The 21,732-nt window shown below is 72.1% G+C and carries 18 protein-coding genes; 6 read left to right on the forward strand and 12 right to left on the reverse strand.

The window, feature by feature from the left end:
* Window positions 1-146 precede the first annotated feature (146 nt).
* From NQU55_RS02275 to NQU55_RS02285, 3 genes are all read right to left on the reverse strand, one after another.
* On the reverse strand, window positions 147-1,592 hold the full coding sequence (locus NQU55_RS02275; protein ID WP_168090864.1) for an aldehyde dehydrogenase family protein: 1,446 nt from the start codon (window positions 1,590-1,592) through the stop codon (window positions 147-149).
* A gap of 405 nt (window positions 1,593-1,997) precedes the next feature.
* Window positions 1,998-3,653, reverse strand: coding sequence for a PucR family transcriptional regulator (locus NQU55_RS02280; protein WP_168090863.1), 1,656 nt, complete (start codon window positions 3,651-3,653; stop codon window positions 1,998-2,000).
* A 100-nt stretch (window positions 3,654-3,753) separates the two neighbouring features.
* A complete protein-coding gene (locus tag NQU55_RS02285) occupies window positions 3,754-6,015 on the reverse strand; it encodes a type IV secretory system conjugative DNA transfer family protein (protein ID WP_168090862.1) in 2,262 nt (753 codons plus the stop codon).
* A gap of 294 nt (window positions 6,016-6,309) precedes the next feature.
* Here NQU55_RS02285 and gabT point away from each other — a divergent pair, with 294 nt between their 5' ends.
* Window positions 6,310-7,659: a 4-aminobutyrate--2-oxoglutarate transaminase gene (gene gabT / locus NQU55_RS02290; RefSeq protein ID WP_168090861.1), complete on the forward strand. Its 1,350-nt coding sequence runs from the start codon at window positions 6,310-6,312 to the stop codon at window positions 7,657-7,659.
* A gap of 606 nt (window positions 7,660-8,265) precedes the next feature.
* Window positions 8,266-8,808, forward strand: coding sequence for a phosphatase PAP2 family protein (locus NQU55_RS02295; RefSeq protein ID WP_240976084.1), 543 nt, complete (start codon window positions 8,266-8,268; stop codon window positions 8,806-8,808).
* Here NQU55_RS02295 and NQU55_RS02300 read toward each other — a convergent pair.
* From NQU55_RS02300 to NQU55_RS02325, 6 genes are all read right to left on the reverse strand, one after another.
* Entirely contained in the window at window positions 8,732-9,196 is a 465-nt protein-coding gene (locus tag NQU55_RS02300) for a bifunctional DNA primase/polymerase (RefSeq protein WP_168090859.1), read from the reverse strand. The genes NQU55_RS02295 and NQU55_RS02300 overlap by 77 nt on opposite strands.
* 247 nt (window positions 9,197-9,443) lie before the next feature.
* A complete protein-coding gene (locus NQU55_RS02305) occupies window positions 9,444-10,856 on the reverse strand; it encodes an NAD(P)/FAD-dependent oxidoreductase (protein ID WP_240976082.1) in 1,413 nt (470 codons plus the stop codon).
* 4 nt (window positions 10,857-10,860) lie between these two features.
* Window positions 10,861-11,703 (reverse strand): ABC transporter permease, encoded by an 843-nt coding sequence (locus NQU55_RS02310; RefSeq protein WP_168090858.1) that lies wholly within the window; start codon window positions 11,701-11,703, stop codon window positions 10,861-10,863.
* Window positions 11,703-12,629: an ABC transporter permease gene (locus NQU55_RS02315; protein WP_168090857.1), complete on the reverse strand. Its 927-nt coding sequence runs from the start codon at window positions 12,627-12,629 to the stop codon at window positions 11,703-11,705. Before NQU55_RS02315 ends, NQU55_RS02310 begins: the two co-directional genes overlap by 1 nt.
* The gene (locus NQU55_RS02320; protein ID WP_168090856.1) at window positions 12,629-13,792 is read right to left on the reverse strand and encodes an ABC transporter ATP-binding protein; all 1,164 of its coding nucleotides are present in this window, start codon (window positions 13,790-13,792) and stop codon (window positions 12,629-12,631) included. Before NQU55_RS02320 ends, NQU55_RS02315 begins: the two co-directional genes overlap by 1 nt.
* A 110-nt stretch (window positions 13,793-13,902) precedes the next feature.
* Window positions 13,903-15,099 (reverse strand): polyamine ABC transporter substrate-binding protein, encoded by a 1,197-nt coding sequence (locus tag NQU55_RS02325; protein WP_168090855.1) that lies wholly within the window; start codon window positions 15,097-15,099, stop codon window positions 13,903-13,905.
* 243 nt (window positions 15,100-15,342) lie between these two features.
* On the opposite strand from NQU55_RS02325, the gene NQU55_RS02330 reads away from it, so the two are divergent.
* On the forward strand, window positions 15,343-15,783 hold the full coding sequence (locus NQU55_RS02330; protein ID WP_168090854.1) for a phospholipase: 441 nt from the start codon (window positions 15,343-15,345) through the stop codon (window positions 15,781-15,783).
* 86 nt (window positions 15,784-15,869) lie between these two features.
* Here NQU55_RS02330 and NQU55_RS02335 read toward each other — a convergent pair whose 3' ends face one another.
* Together NQU55_RS02335 and NQU55_RS02340 are read right to left on the reverse strand one after the other, a co-directional pair.
* Entirely contained in the window at window positions 15,870-17,393 is a 1,524-nt protein-coding gene (locus NQU55_RS02335) for a gamma-aminobutyraldehyde dehydrogenase (protein ID WP_168090853.1), read from the reverse strand.
* A 230-nt stretch (window positions 17,394-17,623) separates the two neighbouring features.
* The gene (locus NQU55_RS02340) at window positions 17,624-18,127 is read right to left on the reverse strand and encodes a DUF4190 domain-containing protein (RefSeq protein ID WP_168090852.1); all 504 of its coding nucleotides are present in this window, start codon (window positions 18,125-18,127) and stop codon (window positions 17,624-17,626) included.
* Window positions 18,128-18,231: 104 nt separating this feature from the next.
* On the opposite strand from NQU55_RS02340, the gene ybiA reads away from it, so the two are divergent.
* Window positions 18,232-18,864 (forward strand): riboflavin biosynthesis intermediates N-glycosidase, encoded by a 633-nt coding sequence (ybiA, locus tag NQU55_RS02345; protein ID WP_168090851.1) that lies wholly within the window; start codon window positions 18,232-18,234, stop codon window positions 18,862-18,864.
* Here the strand turns inward: ybiA and NQU55_RS02350 are convergent.
* Complete coding sequence (locus NQU55_RS02350; RefSeq protein WP_168090850.1) at window positions 18,816-19,400, reverse strand: DUF4190 domain-containing protein; 585 nt, start codon at window positions 19,398-19,400, stop codon at window positions 18,816-18,818. The two genes, ybiA and NQU55_RS02350, sit on opposite strands and share 49 nt — an antisense overlap.
* Window positions 19,401-19,827: 427 nt before the next feature.
* Between NQU55_RS02350 and NQU55_RS02355 the strand changes: the two genes are divergently transcribed.
* Both NQU55_RS02355 and NQU55_RS02360 read left to right on the forward strand, forming a co-directional pair.
* A complete protein-coding gene (locus NQU55_RS02355) occupies window positions 19,828-20,850 on the forward strand; it encodes an adenosine deaminase (RefSeq protein ID WP_168090849.1) in 1,023 nt (340 codons plus the stop codon).
* 36 nt (window positions 20,851-20,886) lie between these two features.
* Window positions 20,887-21,600: a glycerophosphodiester phosphodiesterase gene (locus NQU55_RS02360; RefSeq protein WP_168090848.1), complete on the forward strand. Its 714-nt coding sequence runs from the start codon at window positions 20,887-20,889 to the stop codon at window positions 21,598-21,600.
* Window positions 21,601-21,732 lie beyond the last annotated feature (132 nt).

Here is a 21,732-nt window from a genome sequence, read left to right on the forward strand (position 1 = left end):
ACCGGCCCCGTGCGCCCCATGCGGTCCGGCGCGCAGCCAGGCGAGGCACAGGCGGAAACGCCGACGGCCGGGGCGCGCACGAAGCGCGCCCCGGCCGTCGGAAGGGACTTTCCTGCGGGCAGGTGCCTACAGGCAGACAGTTCCTGCTAGAGCGCCAGGCCCGTCAGGACGAGCACGCGCTCGTAGGTGTAGTCGTCCATCGCGTAGCGCACGCCCTCGCGCCCCACGCCGGACTGCTTGGCGCCGCCGTAGGGCATCTGGTCCGCACGGTAGGACGGCACGTCGCCGATGATGACGCCGCCGGTCTCCAGGGCACGGTGCGCCCGGAAAGCCGTCTGCAGGTCGTGCGTGAAGACGCCGGCCTGCAGGCCGTACGGCGAGTCGTTGACGGCGGCGAAAGCGGCCTCCTCGCCTTCGGCCTTGGTGATCGTCAGGACGGGGCCGAAGACCTCCTCGCAGGCGATGGTCACGTCGGCCGGCACGTCGGCGAGCACGGTCGGCGCGTAGGTCGCGCCGTCGCGCTTGCCGCCGGTGAGCAGGGCGGCGCCCTTCTCCACGGCCTCGTCCACCCAGGACTCCACGCGCTTGGCGGCGTCCTCGCTGACGAGCGGGCCGACGTCCGTCGCGGCGTCCGACGGGTCACCGGTGACCTGCGCCTCGACGGCGGCCACGACCTTGGGCACGAGGCGCTCGTACAGCGAGGCGTCGGCGATGACGCGCTGCACCGAGATGCAGGACTGGCCGCCCTGGTAGTTCGAGAACGTCGCGATGCGCTGTGCGGCCCAGTCGAGGTCCTCCTCGGAGGACCAGTCGGCCAGGACGACGGCCGCACCGTTGCCGCCGAGCTCGAGGGTGACGTGCTTGCGGGGGGCGGAGTCGAGGATCGACCAGCCGACCGGCCCGGAGCCGGTGAAGGAGATGACCGGCAGGCGCTCGTCCTGGACGAGGGCGGGCATGCGGTCGTTCGGGACCGGCAGCACGCTCCAGGAGCCCGCCGGCAGGTCCGTCTCGGCGAGGATCTCGCCCAGCACGAGGGAGGAGATCGGGGTCGCCGGAGCGGGCTTGAGGATGATCGGCGCACCGACGGCGATCGCGGGGGCGACCTTGTGGGCGCTCAGGTTCAGCGGGAAGTTGAACGGCGCGATGCCCAGCACGGTGCCGCGCGGGAAGCGGCGGGTCAGCGCCAGGCGGCCGGTGCCGCCCGCGTCGGTGTCGAGGCGCTGCGCGTCGCCGGCGTTGAAGCGGCGAGCCTCCTCGGCGGCCCAGCGGAAGACGGAGACGGCGCGGCCGACCTCGCCGCGGGCCCACTTGATGGGCTTGCCGTTCTCGGCGGAGATGAGCTGGGCTATCTCCTCGGTGCGCTCGGTGAGCCGCTTAGCGACGTGGTCGAGGGCGGCGGTCCGCACGTGCGCGGGCGTCGCCGCGAACTCCTCTCGGACGGCGTGCGCGGCGGCCACGGCCTCCTCGACCTGTGCGTCGGTGGGCACGCTCACGGTGCCGACGAGACGGCCGTCCCAGGAGTTCGTGACGTCGAAGGTCTCCTCGCCGGTGGCCTCGCGGCCGGCCAGCCAGAACGCGTGGGGAGCAGTCACAATCCCGGCCCTTCCCAAGTGGTGTGGATATTGCTCCCCCACGGTAGGTGCGGGGCGGCCGGGCGCCGATTGTCCGCGGTGGAGCAGTACCGGCGCGGGGGGCACCGCAATGGCGGAGTGGCTGCGCCTCGTGCGGCTACGTGGCTCAGGTCCGTGGGTCCTCGCAACGGCATGAGGCCCGGCGGCGGGGCGCCCCATGCGGCGCACATGGGGCCCGCGGGACGCCACCCGTACGGGCCGCGCCCCATGCCGCCACGCGCTCACTCCCCTGCACGGCGCCATGCCCGGCGCCGACCGGTCCCGGCCCCATGCGGCCCTCCCGCGGCCACTCGGACCGCGGTACCTGGAGCTCCCCCGGCTTACGGGCCCTCTGCCGGATCCCGAGTCCCGGGTCCCAGGGGCGTTCTACTCCTGCCCCGAAGCCGCAGTCGCCTTCAGAGCCAGCCACAACTCCATACGGACGTCGGGATCGTCCAGAGAGCGGCCCAGGATCTCCTCCACCCGTCGCATGCGGTAGCGCAGCGTGTGGCGGTGGACGCCGAGGTCCGCCGCCGCCGCGTCCCACTGGCCGTGGCGGGAGAGCCAGGCGCGCAGGGAGGCGACGAGGTCGCCGCGGCCGGTTGCGTCGTGCTCCCGGAGGGCCCGCAGCATGCCGTCCGCGAAGGCACGTACCGCATCGTCCGCGAGGAGCGGCAGTACCGAGCCGGCGGCGACCTCTTCGTGCTCCACGAGGACCCTGCCGCGGCGCCGTGCGACGGACAGGGCCTGCTCCGCCTGGCGGAAGGCCGCCGCGGCGGCGATGGGCCCCGCGGGGGCGGAGAGGCCGATGACGAGGTCGCAGGCAGGGGCGGCGGCACTGCGGTCCCGGGGCCGCGCCTTCGTCCCGCGGCGGGCTTCTATGGCGCGGGCGTGTTCCCCGCATGCCGCGGCGACCGCACCGCCGTCGGGGGCCAGGACGACGAGCCGTTCGCCGTCCGGGACGACCAGCAGCGGCTCCGCCACCCGGCCCGCGGCGGTCTCCAGGGTGTCCGCGAGCACGGCCAGCGGCTCCACGGCGGGCTCGCCCTCTCCCTCCGGGCCGATGGTGTCCGCGTCGGCGGGGATCTCCACCGCTTCCGCGACGATCACCCGGAACGGAGCGTCCAGCAGGCTTCCGTAGAGGTCTCCGGCCACGGCCCGTGCATGGTCGGGTTCGCCGGCGAGGAGCATTCGCAGCAGCGCCGCCCCCAGTCGCTGCTCCGCCTCCTGCAGGGCCCGGGAGCGCTCGGTGGTGAGGGTGAGCAGGGCGATGGCGGAATGCACGGCGTAGCGCTCGGCGGTTCCCAGGGGCGCACCCGTACCGACGGCGAGGACCCCCCGTGCGCGCCGCCCGGAGCCGAGGGACTGGAGCTCGACGCGGTCGGCTCCCTCCTCGGCGGGATCCGTGCCCACGACTGCGGTGGCGGGCGCGGGGCGCTCCCGCAACCGTTCGACGTCCGCTCCGAGGCGCGCGGCCCGGCGCGCAGCCCATTCGGGCGCCGCCGCGACGACGGAGCCCGAGGCGTCGTAGAGCGCCGCCCAGCCGTCGAGGTGTGCGGCGAGCCGGGCGACGAGGGCCGCCGGCCCCTCCGGGCCCAGGGCGGCGCGGGTCAGTTCGCGCTGGGCCTCGAATCCGGCCGTCACCGCCCGGTACTGGTCGGCCGCAATGGCTGCGGACACCGCCTTCGTGATGGCGATGAAGGGCGTACGGCGGGGCACCTCCAGCAGCGGCAGGCCCTCGCCCCCTGCCGCATCGACCAGCGCATCCGGCACCCGCTCGTAGTTGACGCCGACTGCGAAGCCGAGGCCGACGACGCCTGCGCGCACGAGGCGGCGGACGTACCGCCGCATGGCCTCGGGGTCCTCCGCGTCGATCTTCAGTGCGGTGATCAGCAGCAGCTCGCCACCGTCCATCCACGGCACGGGGTCGGCCAGCTCGCTGACGTGCGCCCAGCGGACGGGCCTGTCCAGCCGGTCCTCCCCCGCGAGGACGGTGAGTTTCAGCGCGGAGTGGTGGACGAGTGAGGTGAGCGTGAGGGGCATGGCACCTTCGGGAGGGGCGTCGGGGCAAACGTGCCGTCGCGTATGAACATCTGCGACCGATTCTGCCTCAGTGGAGCAATCACCGGTAACGCGAACCGGTTCACCGCTGCAGATCGACGAGCACCGGCGGCGCGCTGTTCCCCCGCACGGAAGTCACCGACAGCACCGCATGTCCCGCAGGCACCCCGTGCGCCAGCTCGGAGGCGGACCAGCGCTCACGCTCCACCTTGCGCACCGTCACCGACTGCGCGGTCACCGCCCGCCCCGTGACCAGCCTGCGCACCACATGCGTGACGCGGGTCAGAGGCTCGTGGGCGATGATCTGGCGGTCGGTGACGTCGCGGGTCTCCACCCACTCCTTGCCCCACACTTCCGCGAAGCGCGCCCCGTCCCAGGTGGTGATGCCGGAGAACGCCATGCGGCAGCCGACGGAGCCCAGCAGCGCGCTGCGCAGGGAGTCGGGTACGTCGTCGAGCGTGCGGAGGGTGAGCAGTGCTCCCGCATGTGCCGAACGGAGCCGCGCCAGGCCCCGTACGGCCTCAGGGGTGACGGTGTGGGTGGCGTCGTCGAGGACGAGGCACGCGAAGAGGGAACGGTCGCCCCGCGCGACCGCGCACTCCGTGAACTGGGCGAGGACGAGCCGGGCCAGCATCCGTGACGCCTCTGCGTGCCCGCGCTCGGGCAGGTCGATCCGAACGCGCAGCGGGTGCTCCAGGGCACGCAGGGAGAAGGTGCGCGAAGGGTCGGTGGTGTCGAAGAAGCGGGCGAAGGCCGGGCGGTCGAGGAGCGCGAGGCGGTCGGCGAGCATGGGGCCGGCGTCGCCGGGGCGGTGCGCCTGCCGCTCCCGGGCGTCGAGCTCGCGGATGAGGGCCTCCTGCCCCGCGTCCGTGAGGGCGGCGCGCAGGGAGGCCACGGCGGCGGGCGAGCCGTCCAGGAGCTCGCGGAGTTCGGGGACGGACGGGAAGCGGCCGTGAGCGGCCCGGTAAGGGCCGAGGATCTGGGCCAGGACGGTTGCGGCCCGGCGGCCCCCTTCGCCCGGCAGCGTGGCGGTGAGGTCGCCCACGAGGCCCTCGGCGAGGACGGCGGCGGCCTCGTCGGGGTCGTCGGTGCCGCCGTAGAGGTCGAGGTCGTAAGCGGAGTCCGACCGGCCGATGCGCACCACGACGTCGAACGCCTCGTCGGGCGCGAGGCCCGCCCCCGCCGCGCCGACCGCGACCACGGCCGCCCGGCCGGCGAGCGCCTGCAGGCACAGCGACTCCAGCACGGGGCGGATCAGCCGGTCCGTCTTGCCGCTGCCGGGCGGTCCGACCGCGAGCAGGGACGTGCCGAGCAGACGGGGGTCGAGGGCGAACCCGGCGCCGCGGTGCACGTACGGGTTGCGCTCGTCGTCCACGGCGGTGCCGAGGCGCACCTGCCGGGTGACGAGGTCGTGACGCGCGGCGCGTACGGGCAGATCGCGCGCGCCGGACGGGTGCGCGCAAGCGGCCGCCCCGTGCCGCAGAACGGTTTCGGTGAAGGCCGCGAGCCTCCCCGGCTGCACGCGTACGGTCTGCCAGGCCCGCTCGATGCGGGCGTGGTCGACGTCGTTCATCAGCCCGGCGCGGGCTTCCGCGGCGAGCCGTTCCGCCGCCTCGTGCGCACCCGCGGCGCGCAGCTGGGGCCAGTCGGCCGGGTCCTGGCGGGGGCCGCCTCCCACGGCGGCGGGAAGGGCTCCGCCGTCGTCCCACAGCCGTGCCAGCAGCGGCGCGAAGTACCGCCGCCAGACCTGGGGCCAGCGCCCCAGGCGCCCGAAGACGCAGACGAGCACGCCCAGGCAGACGGCGTAATAGGTGTAGATGGTCCACACCGCCGCCATACCCCTGTGCCACGAGTCGGGGGTCAGGACGGTCAGCGGCCACAGCCAGTAGGAGCCGAGGTAGCCGTTCCACAGCAGCGACCCCAGCAGCCAGCCGCACAGGAGGGCGATGACCGCCCCGCTGAGGAGCTGCCGGCCTGGGATGCGGTCCGGCTCCTCCGGGGGCTTGGGGCGGTAGCCGTACGCCCAGATGCCGGGGCCCGCGGCGACACGGGGCGTGCGGAGCCAGGTGAGGAACGGGGACCGGCCCTGCGAAGCCGTCCCGGCCGCCTTGCCGGGCTGCGGCGGCACCGCACGGGGCGGCGGGGGCGGCGCCTCCGCGGGCATGGCGGGAGGCGCCGCATGGGGCGCCGCGGGGGCCGCATGGGGCACGGGCGGAAGGACGGGCGGGCCTGCCGGCTGCCGGGGCCAGGCCTCGGCGCCGGCTGCCCGGGCCGGCGGTGCGTCGGCCCCCCCGGGCAGCCGGCCCCGTGCGCCCGGTGCGTCGTACGTGCCCTCGTGCTCCATCGCTGCCCCTCGCCCCCCGCCGGCCGGTTTCTGACTTTCTCGTCTGAGTGCGCGCCGCCGCTCAATCTAGTGGTCGGCCGTGGCGAGTTCAGCGTCCCCGGCCACGCCGAGCGCATGATCACCCCGGGAACGTGCTGACGGACCGGTCACGCCCCGTCACAGCCCCGCCATGTCCGGTACGGACAACGCGACGCGCCCACTTCTCCCGAACGGAACATGCCCGACCCCGGCTCCCGCCCCTAGCCTGCGACTAAAAGTCCGATCGAAGCCCGTTCTCTCCCCCTGGAGCACCTCATGACCGAACTGACCGGAGGCCCGGCCCTCCCCCAGGAGCGCCGCATCGTCACCGCGATCCCCGGCCCGAAGTCGCAGGAGCTGCTGGCCCGGAAGAACGCTGCGGTCGCAGGCGGCGTGGGCCTGACGCTGCCGGTGTTCACCAAGCGCGCCGGCGGCGGCGTGATCGAGGACGTGGACGGCAACTCCCTGATCGACTTCGGCTCCGGCATCGCCGTGACGTCGGTCGGCAGCTCCGCCGAGGCCGTGGTGCGCCGCGCCACCGCGCAGCTCGCCGACTTCACCCACACCTGTTTCATGGTGACGCCCTACGAGGGCTACGTGGAGGTCTGCGAGCAGCTCGCCGAGCTGACGCCGGGTGACCACGCCAAGAAGTCCGCGCTGTTCAACTCGGGCGCCGAGGCCGTCGAGAACGCGGTGAAGATCGCCCGCTCGTACACCAAGCGCCAGGCCGTCGTCGTCTTCGACCACGGCTACCACGGCCGTACGAACCTGACGATGGCGCTCACCGCCAAGAACATGCCGTACAAGCACGGCTTCGGCCCGTTCGCCCCCGAGGTCTACCGCGTGCCGGTGGCCTACGGCTACCGCTGGCCCACCGGCCCGGAGAACTGCGCCGAGGAGGCCGCGGCCCAGGCCATCGACGCCATGACCAAGCAGGTCGGCGCCGAGAACATCGCCGCGATCATCATCGAGCCGGTGCTCGGCGAGGGCGGCTTCATCGAGCCGGCCAAGGGCTTCCTGCCGCGCATCTCGCAGTTCGCGAAGGACAACGGCATCGTCTTCGTCGCGGACGAGATCCAGTCCGGCTTCTGCCGCACGGGCCAGTGGTTCGCGTGCGAGGACGAGGGCGTCGTCCCCGACCTGATCACGACGGCCAAGGGCATCGCGGGCGGCCTGCCGCTCGCCGCCGTCACCGGCCGCGCCGAGATCATGGACGCGGCGCACGCGGGCGGCCTGGGCGGCACCTACGGCGGCAACCCGGTGGCCTGTGCGGCGGCGCTCGGCGCGATCGAGACCATGCGCGAGCTCGACCTCAACGCGAAGGCCAAGCGCATCGAGGAGGTCATGAAGGACCGCCTCTCCGCCATGCAGGAGAAGTTCGACATCATCGGCGACATCCGCGGCCGCGGCGCCATGATCGCGATCGAGCTGGTGAAGTCCGGCAGCAAGGACCCCAACCCGGAGGCCGCCGGCGCGCTCGCCAAGGCCTGCCACGCGGAGGGCCTGCTTGTCCTCACCTGCGGCACGTACGGCAACGTGCTGCGCTTCCTGCCGCCGCTGGTCATCGGCGAGGACCTGCTCAACGAGGGCCTGGACATCATCGAGGCCGCTTTCGCCCGCCTGTAGCCGCCGGTGAGGGGGGATGCGGGTGAAGAACCTGTGCGGAGCGGGTGGTGGACGGGTGATCCGGCTGTCCGGACCGCCCGCCCTGCCGTACGGTTTCTGCAGATGAGAGAAACACCTCGTCCGCAGGGGACTGCGGACGGAGCCGAGCCGGTACTTCCCCAGTGCCGACCCGGCCGTGCCTTCGCGCACACCACTGGAGCTCTGCGCTCCGGACATCCTCACCGATCGGATGGCCGCCCGCCCCATACCCCCCGGGGCGCGCGGCACCCCGGTCCTCACGGCGGCCTCGGAACCTCCCCCCCTGTTCCGGGGCCGCCGGCACGGTCCCGCCGCCTCATGCGCGGGCTCTTCCCGGCGTTCTGTGCGCTGCTCTTCGCTCTGGTCACCTGGCAGGTCGCGGCGCGCGGCCCCGTGCGGACGCTCGACGAGGACCTCGGCCGTACGGTGGCCGGCTCCTCGTTCCCCGGCGCAGCCGCGCAATTCCTCGCCGACCTGGGCAACGCATCGGTCGCGGTGCCTGTGCTGGTCGTGGCCATGGCCGGGTCCGCACTGCTGCGCCGCCGCGGCCCCAGGCCGTGGTTGCCGCCTCTGTGGGCGGCCCTCGCCATGGCGGCCGTACCGGCCGTCGTCGTACCGGTGAAGTCCTGGATCGGCCGCACGGGGCCCCCGGCCATGGCCGCGACCGGGGCGCACGACGGCTTCTTTCCTTCAGGGCATACGGCCACCGCCGCCGTCGCATACGGGGCGGCTGTGCTGCTGCTTCTGGCGCCCCGTGCCGATTCGTTCCGCGCGCCGCCCCATGCCGGTGCTTCCGTAACGCCGCCCCATGCGGAACCTGCCCGTGCGCTGCCCCATGCCGCCGCCCCTGCCGATGCGCCGCCCCATGCGGAACCTGACGGCATGAGGCCCCGCAACCGGCACGCGCGCGCACGCGCGTGGGCAGCAGTGGCGTACGTCCTCCTGAACTCAGGCGTAGCGGTCGGCCTGGTGCGGTGCGGCTATCACTGGCCGCTGGACGTGGTGGGCGCGTGGTGCCTGTCGGGCGTGCTGTTGTGGGGGCTGGCACAGGCCCTCACCCGTCCTGTCCGCCGTCGGCCAGGTCCGCGGCGGCCTCGTGCATCGACAGTTCCAGCAGTGCCGGGTCGGTGAGCGTGCCGTCGCCGTCGGGCGGCACCACCCAGCGGACACCCGAAGCCGCCCGCCCCGGGTGAGGGACGACGACCCAGCTGCCGGCCCCGGCAGTCCGTACACCCGTGGCGAACCACCTCGCGGCAGTGCCCGGGGGGACGAAGAAGCCCATGCGGCAGCCGCCGAAGTCGGCCAGGACGGGACCGACCCGTGCGGTGCAGCGGGTGAGGATCTCCAGCGCGGGGCGGCCCAGCTCGCTGGGGAGGATGAGAACGTCCCAGAGCCTGCCGGCGGGCAGCAGCGCCACCCCTAGGGGATTGCGCTCCCACTCCCACCGGCAGGTCCCGGGGTCGGGTGCTGCCGTCGCCAGCCACTCCACCGCGCTCTGCTTCCCCGCGCCGTCACTCATGGCGGTGCCTCCGTTCCGTGTTCGCTCGTCCTGCGTTCACGGATGGAGAGCCCGCGGAGTGCGGATCATTACGCGGGTTCCGGGGCCGACCGGAGGTGAAGGGTTCACTGTCCGCAGGGCGGCGCGCCCCCGTGCGCCCCCGCGGGCGCACGGGGCGGACCCGCCGCCCGCATGGGGCCCGGAGCGCGGCACGAGGCCCTGCATGAGGCCCCGCACCACGCACGAGGCGCCAGGCCCCCGCCCGCCATCAGCTGTCGAACCCCAGGCCCACCTTGTCCATGGCCTTCAGCCACAGGTTGCGGCGGCCGCCGTTTTCGTCGGCCTTCGTCATCGACCACTGAGTGATGCCGATGCCCATGGAGCGCACCGGCTCGGGCGGGAAGGGCAGCGGCTTGCTGCGCACCATCTCCAGCTCGGTCCGCTCCGTGCGTTCCCCGGAGAGCAGGTCGAGCATGACGTCGGCGCCGAAGCGGGTGGAGCCGACGCCCAGGCCCGTGTAGCCGAGGGCGTAGGCGACCTTGCCGCCGTGCGCCGTGCCGAAGAAGGCGGAGAAGCGCGAACAGGTGTCGATGGCGCCGCCCCAGGTGTGGGTGAAGCGCACGCCTTCGAGCTGGGGGAAGCAGCGGAAGAAGTGCTCGGCGAGCTTCTGGTACGTGGCCGGGTGGTGGTCGTACTCCGCCCGGACGCCGCCCCCGTAGTGGTAGACGATGTCGTAACCGCCCCACAGGATGCGGTGGTCGGGCGTGATGCGGAAGTAGTGGAAGTGGTTGGCGGCGTCCCCCAGTCCCTGCCGGCCCTTCCAGCCGATGGCGTCGAGCTGTTCGGCGTTCAGGGGCTCCGTCATGAGCGCGTAGTCGTAGACGGGGGCGATGTACGGGCGGACGCGCTTGACGAGCGAGGGGAATGCGTTGGTGCCGAGCGCAGCCTGCCGGGCGTAAACGCGCCCGTAGGGGGTGCGCACGGCGATGCCGGCGGCGCGGGAGGACAGTTCGGTGCCCGGCGTGTGCTCGTAGATGCGCACGCCGAGCTCCGTGCAGGCGCGCTTGAGGCCCCATGCGAGCCGGGCGGGGTGCAGCATCGCCACCCCGTCGCGGTCCCAGAGGCCGGCGAGGAAGGTCGGGGAGCGGACCTCGGCGCGCAGGGCATCCCGGTCGAGGTATTCGTACCCGGTGATGCCGAGGGCCTCGAGCTCCTCCGCGGCCTCCTGCAACTCGTGCACTTGGTGCGGGGCGGTGGCGATGTCGATCTCGCCGGTGCGCTCGAAGTCGCAGTCGATGCCGTGGCGGGCGAGGGTGGCCTCGATGTCGTCGAGGTTCTGCAGGCCGAGCTTGTGCAGCGTGGTGAGCTCGTCCGGCCAGCGTGCCGCCCCGTTGGCCCAGCCGTGGGTGAGGGAGGCGGAGCAGAAGCCGCCGTTGCGGCCGGAGGCGGCCCAGCCGGTCTCCTGGGCCTCGATGAGGACGACGTCCCGGCCGGGGTCGCGCTCCTTGGCGAGGAGCGCGGTCCACAGTCCCGAGTATCCGCCGCCGACGACGAGCAGGTCGCAGTGCTCGTCGCCGACGAGCGCGGGGAGCGCCTCCGGCCGGGAGGGGTCGTCGAGCCAGTAGGGCCGGAAAGCGGCGTCGGAAAGTGCTTGGACAGGGTTCATGGCACGAGCGGCCATGTTCTCAGCTCCTTTTTCGGCGCCCGCCGATCAGCTGACCGACGAGGACGCACAGCACGGCGACGGCGAACATCGCCGTTCCGATGACATTGATTTGAACGGGTGTGCCCCGTTGTGCGGATCCCCAGACGAACATGGGGAAGGTCACAGTCGAGCCGGCGTTGAAGTTGGTGATGATGAAGTCGTCGAAGGACAGGGCGAAGGAGAGCAGGGCGCCCGCCGCGATGCCCGGGGCGGCGATCGGGAGGGTGACCCGCAGGAAGGTCTGCAGCGGGGTGGCGTAGAGGTCCTGGGCGGCTTGTTCGAGCCGGGGGTCCATGGACATCACCCGGGCCTTGACGGCCGTCACCACGAAGCTCAGGCAGAACGTGATGTGGGCGATCAGGATGGTCCAGAAGCCGAAGGTGACGCCCATGTTGAGGAAGAGAGTGGCCAGCGAGGCGGCCATGACGACCTCGGGCATGGCCATCGGCAGGAAGATCAGGGTGCTGACGGAGGACCGGGCTCGGAAGCGGTAGCGGGCGAGCGCGAAGGCGATCGCCGTGCCCAGGACGGTGGCGCCCACGGTCGCCCAGACGGCGATCTGCAGGCTGAGCGAGAGGGAGCCGCACAGGTCGGCGACGCCGCACGGGTCGGTCCAGGCGTCGGTGGAGAAGCGCTGCCACTCGTAGTTGAAGCGTCCGTTGGGCTTGTTGAACGAGAAGACGGTGACGACGACGTTGGGCAGCACGAGGTAGGCCAGTGTGGCCAGCCCCGCGAGCACGACGAGGTTGCGGCGGAGCCACCGCACGGGGCGGCTGGAGAGGACGCCCTGGCGGGCGGGCGTACGGGCGGGCGTAGCAGTCATCAGACCAGGTCCTCCGTCCCGGACTTGCGGATGTAGACGGTGACCATGGCGAGGATGGCGGCCATGAGGATGAAGGACAGGGCGGCGGCGGTCGGGTAGTCCAGGACGCGCAGGAACTGGGACTGGATGACGTTGCCGATCATCTTCTGGTCGGTGGAGCCGAGCAGCTCGGCGTTGATGTAGTCGCCCGTGGCGGGGATGAAGGTGAGCAGCGTGCCGGCGACGACGCCGGGCATGGACAGCGGGAAGGTCACCTTGCGGAAGGTCGTCAGCGGACGCGCGTAGAGGTCGCCGGCCGCCTCGTGCAGCCGCGGGTCGATGCGCTCCAGGGACGTGTACAGCGGCAGGATCATGAACGGCAGGAAGTTGTAGGTCAGGCCGCAGACGACGGCGAGGGGCGTGGCGAGCACGCGGTGCCCCTCGGTGACCCCGAGGGCGTTGGTGACGTCGAGGACGTGCAGGCTCGCGAGGGCGGAGACGACGGGGCCGCCGTCGGAGAGGATCGTCTTCCAGGCGAGGGTGCGGATCAGGAAGCTGGTGAAGAACGGCGCGATGACGAGGATCATCAGGACGTTGCGCCACCGGCCGGCCTTGAAGGCGATGAGGTAGGCCAGCGGGTAGCCGAGGGCGAGGCAGAGCGCCGTCGCGGTCGCGGCGTAGGCGACGGAGCGCAGGAACTGGGGGTAGTACTCGGTCAGCGCGTCCCAGTACGTGGCGAAGTGCCAGGTGACGTCGAAGCCCTCTTCGAGCGATCCGGTCTGTACCGAGGTGGAGGCCTGGTAGACGAGCGGGGCGGCGAAGAAGACGAGCAGCCACAGGATGCCGGGGAGCAGGAGCCAGTACGGGGTGAGCTTCCTGCCCCGTGCGGCGGTGCGGCCGCGGGGCGGCGCGGGGGCCGCGGGGGGCTGGTCGGTGACGAGTGCCATCAGGTGCCCTCCCCCGCGTCCGTGCCCGCCTCGATGCTCTGCGCGGCGTCCAGGCCGAAGCTGTGCCCGGGGTTCCAGTGCAGGACGACGTCGGCGCCCGGGGCGAGGCGGCTGTCGCGCTCGATGTTCTGCTCGTAGACCGACAGGCCCGGGGCCACGGGGCTGTCGACGAGGTACTGGGTGGAGACTCCGATGAAGCTGGACGCGGTGATGCGGCCGTGGACGCGGTTGCGCCCCTCGGGGATGGTGCCGGCGTCGTCGGCGTGCGTCAGGGTGATCTTCTCCGGCCGTATGCCGACGAGGAGCTTCCCGCCCGCACGGGGGGCGGTGGTACATCGCGCCCGGGGCAGGGCGAGTTTGGTATCTGCTGCGCGCAGGACGAGGGTCTCCCCGGAGGCGTCGAGGACCTCGGCGGTGATGAGGTTCGAGGTGCCGAGGAAGTTGGCGACGAAGGTGGTGCGGGGGGTCTCGTAGAGGTCGGCGGGGGCGCCGAGCTGCTCGACCCGTCCGGCGTTCATGACCGCGACCGTGTCGGCCATGGTCATGGCCTCCTCCTGGTCGTGGGTGACGTGGATGAAGGTGATGCCGACCTCGGTCTGGATGCGCTTGAGCTCCAGCTGCATCTGCCGGCGCAGCTTGAGGTCGAGGGCGCCGAGGGGCTCGTCGAGCAGCAGCACCCGGGGATGGTTGATCAGGGCGCGGGCGACGGCGACGCGCTGCTGCTGGCCGCCGGAGAGCTGGTGGGGCTTGCGGCGGGCGTAGTCGCCGAGCTGGACGAGGTCGAGCATGTCGCCGACCTGCTTCTTGACGGACTTGATGCCGCGGCGGCGCAGGCCGAAGGCGACGTTCTCGTAGATGTCGAGGTGCGGGAAGAGCGCGTAGCTCTGGAAGACGGTGTTGACAGGGCGCTTGTGCGGGGGGAGGGCGGTGACGTCCTGTCCGGCGAGCTCGACGGAGCCGGAGGTGGGCTGCTCCAGGCCGGCGATCATGCGCAGGGTGGTGGTCTTGCCACAGCCTGAGGCGCCGAGCAGGGCGAAGAAGGAGCCGGCGGGGACGCTCAGGTCGAGCGGGTGGACGGCGGTGAAGGCGCCGTAGCTCTTGCTGATGGCGGTGAGGCGGACGTCCGTGCCGCTGCTGCTGTCGGTCGGGGCGGTTGTTGTCATGGGTCTTGGGTCCAGGGGTCTCGGGGGCGTGAGCACGTACGGCACGTACAGCCGCGTACGTTCTCATATGTCCGGGGCCGGGCGCCGCGCCGGTGGCCCGTTTCGGCGGTTCAGGCGCCGGTGAGCTCGGAGAAGGCGGCCTCGAACGCCTTCTCCTCGGCGGCGGTCAGGGAGCGGAAGGCATGGGCCTTCGCCAGCATCGCCTCGCTGGGGATGATCAGGTCGTTCTCGGCCAGCTTCTTGTCGATCTTCGCTAGCTCGTCCCGCAGCCCGGCGACCGGGCTGACGTAGTTGATGGCGGCGGCGAGCCGCGCGGCGACCTTCGGCTGGTAGTAGTAATCGATGAGGCGCTCGGCGTTCCTCTGGTGGCGGGCGGTACGGGGGACCAGAAGATTGTCGCTGGAAAGCATGTAGCCCGCGTCCGGGATCGCGTACTGGATGTCGCTGTTGTCGGCCTGGAGCTGGACGAGGTCTCCCGCCCAGGCGATGCAGGCGGCGATGTCGCCCTTGTTGAGGTCGCCCGTGTAGTCGTTGCCGGTGAAGCGGCGGATCTGTCCGCGGTCGCGGGCCCGGCGCAGGCGGGCGACGGCGCCGTCGTATTCCTCGGCGGTGACCTCTTCGGGCCTCCTGCCCATGTCGAGAAGCGTGAGGCCGACCGTGTCGCGCATTTCGGAGAGGAGCCCGACGCGGCCCTTGAGCCACGGATCGTCCAGGAGCTGGGAGACGGAGTCGACCTTGCGGCCGCCGGTGGCCTTGCGGTTGTAGGCGATGACGGCGGGAATGCCGGTCCACGGATACGAGTGGACGCGCCCGGGGTCCCAGTCGGGGGCGCGGAATCCCGGGGCGAGATTGGCGTACGCGTTGGGCATGTGAGCCGCGTCCAGCCGCCGGGCCCACCCGAGTCTGATCATGCGGCCGGCCATCCAGTCGGTGACGCAGATCAGGTCCCGGCCTATGTCCTGGCCGGCGGCGAGCTGTTTGCCGACCTTGCCGAAGAATTCGACGTTGTCGTTGATGTCCTCGGTGTACGTCACGGCGATGCCGGTCGAGCGCCTGAAGTCGTCGAGCGTGGGGCGGCTCGTGCCGTCCGCGCCCGTGTCGATGTACTCGGTCCAGCTGGAGAAGGAGAGGGTCCGCTCGTGCGCGGAGCGGTCCTCTGAGGCGCCCAGAGCGCCCTCCGGACGCCCCGCGGGCGGGATGCCGCAGCCGGCCAGGGACGCGAGCGCGCCGAAGCCGAGCGCACCTGCTCCGCCGGCCCGCAGCAGAGTCCGCCGGTTCACGGTGGTCCGTGGCTGGTAGCGCTCCATGCAAGGTGCCCTTTCCGTAGCTCCAACGGACTTTGAGCGAGGATCCTGGCAGAGCAACCCGGGTCGAACAAGGGATTCCGTTGTTGCCTTTTGGTTACGCAACAGTGCCACGATCCCCATGGATCACTCAGGCATGAACCTGCCAACCTGATACCCGCTCACAGGGGAGCGAGCGGGCAGCACAAATCCGCTCGCGGCACAGAACACAGAAAACGGGGAAATCCGTTGGGCTACCGAAAAAGAGTGACAGCCGTCGCGGCACTGGGCGCCGCACTGCTCATGGGGGCCGCAGCCGAACCGGCAATCGCCCAACCGTCACCGAAACCTCCGCTCCAGACCTACACCGACAAACTGCTCTTCGACCATTCGATGGACCGGTTCCAGTCCGTACGCGACGACAAAGGCCATAGCGACAAGCTCGACTGGTCGTCGGACGGCTGTTCCCAGGCGCCCAACCGGCCCATGGGATTCAACTTCCTTCCGTCCTGCCAGCGGCACGACTTCGGGTACCGGAACTACAAGAAGCAGGGCCGGTTCGACCGCACCACGCGTCTCGCCGTGGACAAAAATTTCAAGGCGGACATGTACGCCTACTGCCGCACCCTGCCCAAGGCGAAAGCCGGCAGCTGCGAATACTGGGCCCGGGTCTACTACGGCGAGGTCCGCAAGCACGGCGGTCCGTGATTCCCGGCCGGCACCCGAACCGGCCCGAGAGGGCGCCTGAGGACCGGAATACGAAGCGAGCGGGAGAACCGGTGCGGGAAAGGGCCTCACCCCAGGGAGAAAATGGTCCGGTGCCAGGGCTTGCGGGCCACGGCGGTGTTGTCGGACATGACGTGTTTGACCTGGGTGTATTCCTCGAAGGAATACGCGGACATGTCCTTTCCGTAGCCTGATGCCCGGTAACCGCCGTGCGGCATCTCGCTGATGATCGGAATGTGGTCGTTGACCCACACGCAGCCCGCCTTGATCTCCCTGGTGGCCCGCCCCGTGCGGTAGACGTCCCGGCTCCATGCGGAGGCCGCCAGCCCGTACGGCGTGTCGTTGGCGAGAGCGATGCCCTCGTCGTCGCTGTCGAAGGGCAGCACGACGAGCACGGGGCCGAAGACCTCCTCCTGGACGATCTCGCTGGACTGAGCGGCTCCGGTGACGAGCGTGGGGCGGTAGTACGCGCCCTTGGCCAGCTCTCCCGCGGGCGCCGTGCCGCCGGTGACCACGGTGGCGTACGAGCGCGCCCGGTCCATGAAGCCGGCGACGCGGTCCCGCTGGGCGTACGAGACCAGCGGGCCGAGGTCGGTGGCGGGGTCGAAGGGGTCGCCGAGGCGCACGGACGCCATCAGGTCGGCGACCCCGGAGACGAACGCGTCGTACAGGGGGCGCTGAACGTAGGCGCGGGTGGCCGCGGTGCAGTCCTGCCCCGTGTTGATGAGGGCGCCGGCGACCGCCCCGTGCACGGCCGCTTCGAGGTCGGCGTCGTCGAAGACGACGAACGGGGCCTTGCCGCCGAGTTCGAGGTGGAGTCGCTTGACCGTCCGCGTGGCGATCTCGGCGACGCGCCTGCCGACAGCCGTCGATCCGGTGAACGACGTCATGGCGACGTCCGGGTGGCCCACGAGGCGCTCCCCCGCGTCCACGCCGGCCCCGCAGACCACGTTCACGACGCCGTCGGGGATGCCGGCCTCGGTGGCGGCCTGGGCGAACATCAACGACGTCAGGGGCGTCAGCTCGGCGGGTTTGAGCACGATCGTGTTGCCCGCCGCGATCGCCGGGAGGACCTTCCACGCGGCCATCTGCAGGGGGTAGTTCCAGGGCGCGATGGAGCCCACCACGCCGATCGGCTCGCGGCGCACGTAGGAGGTGTGGTCGCCGCTGTACTCCCCGGCGGACCGGCCCTCCAGGTGGCGCGCCGCGCCCGCGAAGAAGGCGGTGTTGTCCACGGTGCCCGGCACGTCGAACTCGGTGGTGAGGCGGATCGGCTTGCCGCACTGGGCGGACTCCGCGCGGGCGAACTCCTCCGCGCGGTCCGCAAGCACGCCCGCGAACCGGTGCAGTGCGTCGGAACGCTCCCCCGGGGTCGCTCCCGCCCACGCGGGAAGGGCCTCCGCGGCGGCCGTGACAGCGGCGTCCACGTCCTCCGGACCGGCCAGCTCGTACCGGAGGACCTCTTCGCCCGTGGCGGGGTCCACGACCGCGTGCATGTGACCCGAGGTGCCGGGGCGCAAGCGGCCGCCTACGTACTGGGCTCCGCCGGCGAACCGCCCCGCCGCATCGAACCGTTGATCCGTCGCGCCCATCAACACACTCCTCCAGCCGGCTGCGCCCTCCTCTGCACCGCACAGCGCAGGGCGGCTGCACCGCGCAGGGGCGCCGAAGCCGATCCTGGCAGAGGAGGCCGTAACCAACAAGGGATTCCGTCGCAGTCCGCATACTCTGCGACGGAATCAGTGAGGGGCAGTCTTCGAAGTGCCGCACGGGGCCCGTCGGCGTACGGCCGGGGACCGGGGCACGGGTGGGTGCGGTTCGGCTACAGGCCGGCACCGATGCCGAGGAGGCTCGCGAAGAAGGCGAACCACAGGACGGGAAGCACCAGGGCCACGATGCCGAGGACGATGCCGGTGGTGGCGGCGCCCCGGTTGGTCGCCTCGCCCTTCGTGACCTTGGAGCGGCCGACGGCACCGAAGATGATGCCGAGGATGCCCAGGATCAGCCCGAAGAACCACAGGAAGACCAGGAGGCTGCAGACGGCGCCGATGATGCCGCAGACGAGGCCGGCGGTGCCCATGCCGTTGCTGGGCTGCACGCCGCCCGCGTACCCGTAGGGCTGGACCGGCGGCGCGGAGGGGTAGCCGCTCTGCGCCGGGTAGGCACTCTGCGCCGGCGCGGGATAGCCGCTCTGCCCGGGGTATCCGCCCTGTGCGGGGTAGCCGCCCTGCGCCGGCTGGGCCTGACTCGGGTAGCCGTAACCGGGCTGCTGGGGCGCCGCCGGCGGCTGGGGCGCCCCATAAGGATTCTGGTTGTAGTCAGACATGAAGAAGGTCCCCTCCGTTGAACTGCGTCGAGCAATGCTATGGGGAACGGTCATACCCGGTCAGCCCGGTTCCGCTGCCCGGAGCCGATGCGAGAATGCCCGCCATGAAGATCAACGGGGACCAGTACGGATTCGCGCACACGGGACAGCATGCGGACGGCCCGCGTGCAGTGGCCGAGCTGACGTCCGCCGTCGCCCGCGGCGAGCATTTCAAGTACGTCTATTTCTGGGGCCACCAGGCGCGCAGGGACGGCACCATCGGGGCGAGCTGCTTCAGCCAGTGGTGGCCTTCGCCGTTCACGGTGGACGGCACCGTCTACGCCACGGCCGAGCACTGGATGATGGCCGGCAAGGCACGGCTCTTCGCCGACGCGGAGGCAGAGGCGGAGGCGATCGCCGCGTCGCACCCCAAGCAGGCGAAGGACGCGGGCCGCAAGGTGCGCGGCTTCGACGAGGAGACGTGGCGGCAGCACCGCTTCGAGCTGGTGGTGGAGGGCAGCGTCCACAAGTTCGCGCAGGACGCGGCTCTGAGCGCCTACCTGCTGGGCACCGGTCAGCGGGTGCTGGTCGAAGCCAGCCCGCTCGACCGGGTCTGGGGCATCGGCCTGGCCGCCGACGACGAGCGCTCCCAGGACCCCGCCCGCTGGCAGGGCGACAACCTCCTCGGCTTCGCGCTGATGGAGGCGCGTCAGCGACTGGCGTCGCGGTCCACGAGCAGCACCGGAGCCGACAAGTAGGCGCCGTACGTCGCGCCCGGATCGTCGTCGGGCACGGGGCCGTCACTGTCGTCGACATCGATGTTGATGTAGACGATGACCATCAGGACGGTGGCGACGAGCGCCGCGCAACCGAGGATCAGCCCGGCGAGGGCCTGTCCGGGGTTCGTGGCCTCGCCGCCGCGCACCTTGGCACGGCCCACGGCGCCGAAGATGATGGCGAGGATGCCGAGCACCGCCCCGAGGACGACGGTGGGCGAGAACACGGTGCCGACGATGCCCAGCACCAGGGCCGCCAGCCCCAGGCCGTTGCTGGGTACGGGCTGCTGCGCGTAGAGCAGTGACGCCGGATAGCCGTACGCGCCCGGCTGGTAGGAGCCCGGGCCGTAGGGACTTTGACCATAGGGACCCTGGCCGTAGGGCGCCTGCAGACCGTAGGGGGCGGCGGCCGGTCCCGGGACCGCAGAGGGACCGCCGGGCGCTCCGTACGGCGCCTGGTCGTACGGGCTGCTCCGGTACGCGCTGGGCGTGCCGGGGCCGGTCGGTGCGAGGGGCACGGGCGGCACGGCGCCCGGGGCCGGGGCATGGGGCGGCTGCGGAGCCGCATGGGGCGGGGACGCGGCATGGGGCGCCGGCAGCGCATGGGGCCCGGAGGGCGCCACGGCGGCATGGGGCGCCGGCTGCCGCGCAGGAGGCTGAGGCGGCGTCACAGCGGCGGCATGGGGCACCGGAGCGGGCTCGGCATGGTGCCCGGGCGCCGGCTGCCGGCCGGGCTTGTCGAGTGCGACCCGCCGCTTTGGCGGAGCCCAGGGATCGGGGTCCCGCGGCTCGGAGTGCCCATCGGCCCCGGCTGCCTTGTCAGACATAGCCCTCCCCAGTCGATACCCGTCATGCTAAGGCCTGAGGACAACCGTCGCGTACGTCCCGCATACGATGAACGGCACCCGTCGGCAGGCTCCGGCCGACCGCGCCATGGAGGCATGCATGTCCGTACTCGACTCGTTCATCGCCGGGCTCCCCAAGGCGGAGCTCCATGTGCACCACGTCGGGTCGGCGTCCCCGCGCATCGTGGCCGAGCTGGCAGCCCGCCACCCGGATTCGCCCGTGCCCACCGACCCCGAAGCGCTGGCCGACTTCTTCACCTTCCGCGACTTCGCCCACTTCATCGAGGTCTACCTCTCGGTCGTCGACCTGATCCGCGACGCCGAGGACGTACGGCTGCTGACGTACGAGGTCGCGCGCGACATGGCGCGGCAGAACATCCGCTATGCCGAACTGACCGTCACCCCCTTCAGCTCGACCAGGCGCGGCATCCCGGACGCCGCCTTCGTGGAGGCCATCGAGGACGCCCGCAAGGCGGCCGAGACGGAGCTGGGCGTCGTGCTGCGCTGGTGCTTCGACATCCCGGGCGAGGCGGGGCTGGCAGCCGCGGAGGAGACCGCGCGGATCGCCTGCGAGCTCAAGCCCGAGGGGCTGGTCTCCTTCGGCCTGGGCGGACCGGAGATCGGCGTGCCCCGGCCCCAGTTCAAGCCCTACTTCGACCGGGCCATCGCCGAGGGCCTGCACAGCGTGCCCCACGCCGGTGAGACGACGGGCCCGCAGACCATCTGGGACGCCCTGGTCGACCTGCGCGCCGAGCGCATCGGCCACGGCACCAGCGCCCCGCAGGACCCGGCCCTGCTGGCCCACCTGGCGGAGCACCGCATCCCGCTGGAGGTCTGCCCCACGTCCAACCTCGCCACCCGCGCCGTGACCGACCTGGACCGCCACCCCATCAAGGAGATGGTGGCCGCGGGCGTCCTGGTGACCGTCAACAGCGACGACCCGCCCATGTTCGGCACGGACCTCAACCGGGAGTACGGCGTCGCCGCGCGCCTCCTGGAGCTCGACGCAGCAGGTGTCGCCGGCCTCGCCAAGAACGCCGTGGACGCGTCGTTCATGGACGAGACGGGCAAGAAGGCGCTCCGGGCGGAGATCGACGCCTACACCGCGGCCTGGCGGGGCTGAGCCCCGCGGGCGCGCGCCGCGGCCACAATGGGCCCCATGACCGGCCCGAACTCCCCTGCTGCAAGCGCCCGCACCATCACCGCCGTCGCCCACCGCGGTGATCCATACCTGTTCCGGGAGAACACCCTCGCCTCGATCCGTTCGGCCCTGCGGGCCGGGGCGGGGGCGGTGGAGGTCGACGTCCGGCTGACGCGCGACGGCGTACCCGTGCTGCTGCACGACGCGACGCTCGAGCGCCTGTGGGGTCACACGCGGGTCCTGGACTCGCTCACGGCGGACGAACTGCGGGAGCTGACCGGCGGCGGCGTGCCCACCCTGCGCGAGGCCCTGCAGCTCGGCGCGGAGCGGTCCGGGCCGCGGCTGTTCATCGACCTGCCGGACCCGTCGGCCGCCGGGGCCGCCGTCGCCGAGGTGCACGCGAGCGAAGCCGCGGAGCGCGTGTACTACTGCGGTGGTGTGACATCGATGCTCGCAGTACGCCGCGCGGACCCCGCCGCGGAGATCGCCCTGACCTGGACGACGCTGATGCCGCCGCGCCGTGCCCTGCTCGATGCTGTGGCCCCGCGCTGGCTGAACTACCGCTTCGGGCTGGTGAGCCCCGAACTCGTCGCCCGCAACCACTCCGACGGGCTTCTGGTCTCCGCCTGGACCGCGGACACCCGCTTCACGATGCGCCGGCTACTGGCAGCAGGCGTCGACGCGATCACCACCAACCGGGTCGGTACGTTGCGGTCGCTGCTGCGCGGCTGAACGGGGTCCGGGCGGGGGAGGTTCGGCATGAGGCGGCGGGAGCGGTACGCCGCCTCATGGGGCGGCATGAGGCGGCCGCATGGGGCGGCGGGCACGGAGCCGGGGCCGCGCGCATGGGGCGGCCCTGCGGCG

This window comes from Streptomyces telluris (genome assembly GCF_024519335.1).
In the GTDB taxonomy this organism is placed as follows: domain Bacteria; phylum Actinomycetota; class Actinomycetes; order Streptomycetales; family Streptomycetaceae; genus Streptomyces; species Streptomyces telluris.

Excerpts from the sequence above, each read along its gene's own strand:
- NQU55_RS02280 (WP_168090863.1), bottom strand. The coding sequence starts at position 3,653 with ATGCCCCTCACGCTCACCTCACTCGTCCACCACTCCGCGCTGAAACTC.
- NQU55_RS02285 (WP_168090862.1), bottom strand. The coding sequence starts at position 6,015 with ATGGAGCACGAGGGCACGTACGACGCACCGGGCGCACGGGGCCGGCTG.
- gabT (WP_168090861.1), top strand. The coding sequence starts at position 6,310 with ATGACCGAACTGACCGGAGGCCCGGCCCTCCCCCAGGAGCGCCGCATC.
- NQU55_RS02295 (WP_240976084.1), top strand. The coding sequence starts at position 8,266 with ATGGCGGCCGTACCGGCCGTCGTCGTACCGGTGAAGTCCTGGATCGGC.
- NQU55_RS02300 (WP_168090859.1), bottom strand. The coding sequence starts at position 9,196 with ATGAGTGACGGCGCGGGGAAGCAGAGCGCGGTGGAGTGGCTGGCGACG.
- NQU55_RS02305 (WP_240976082.1), bottom strand. The coding sequence starts at position 10,856 with ATGGCCGCTCGTGCCATGAACCCTGTCCAAGCACTTTCCGACGCCGCT.
- NQU55_RS02310 (WP_168090858.1), bottom strand. The coding sequence starts at position 11,703 with ATGACTGCTACGCCCGCCCGTACGCCCGCCCGCCAGGGCGTCCTCTCC.
- NQU55_RS02315 (WP_168090857.1), bottom strand. The coding sequence starts at position 12,629 with ATGGCACTCGTCACCGACCAGCCCCCCGCGGCCCCCGCGCCGCCCCGC.
- NQU55_RS02320 (WP_168090856.1), bottom strand. The coding sequence starts at position 13,792 with ATGACAACAACCGCCCCGACCGACAGCAGCAGCGGCACGGACGTCCGC.
- NQU55_RS02325 (WP_168090855.1), bottom strand. The coding sequence starts at position 15,099 with ATGGAGCGCTACCAGCCACGGACCACCGTGAACCGGCGGACTCTGCTG.
- NQU55_RS02335 (WP_168090853.1), bottom strand. The coding sequence starts at position 17,393 with ATGGGCGCGACGGATCAACGGTTCGATGCGGCGGGGCGGTTCGCCGGC.
- NQU55_RS02340 (WP_168090852.1), bottom strand. The coding sequence starts at position 18,127 with ATGTCTGACTACAACCAGAATCCTTATGGGGCGCCCCAGCCGCCGGCG.
- ybiA (WP_168090851.1), top strand. The coding sequence starts at position 18,232 with ATGAAGATCAACGGGGACCAGTACGGATTCGCGCACACGGGACAGCAT.
- NQU55_RS02355 (WP_168090849.1), top strand. The coding sequence starts at position 19,828 with ATGTCCGTACTCGACTCGTTCATCGCCGGGCTCCCCAAGGCGGAGCTC.
- NQU55_RS02360 (WP_168090848.1), top strand. The coding sequence starts at position 20,887 with ATGACCGGCCCGAACTCCCCTGCTGCAAGCGCCCGCACCATCACCGCC.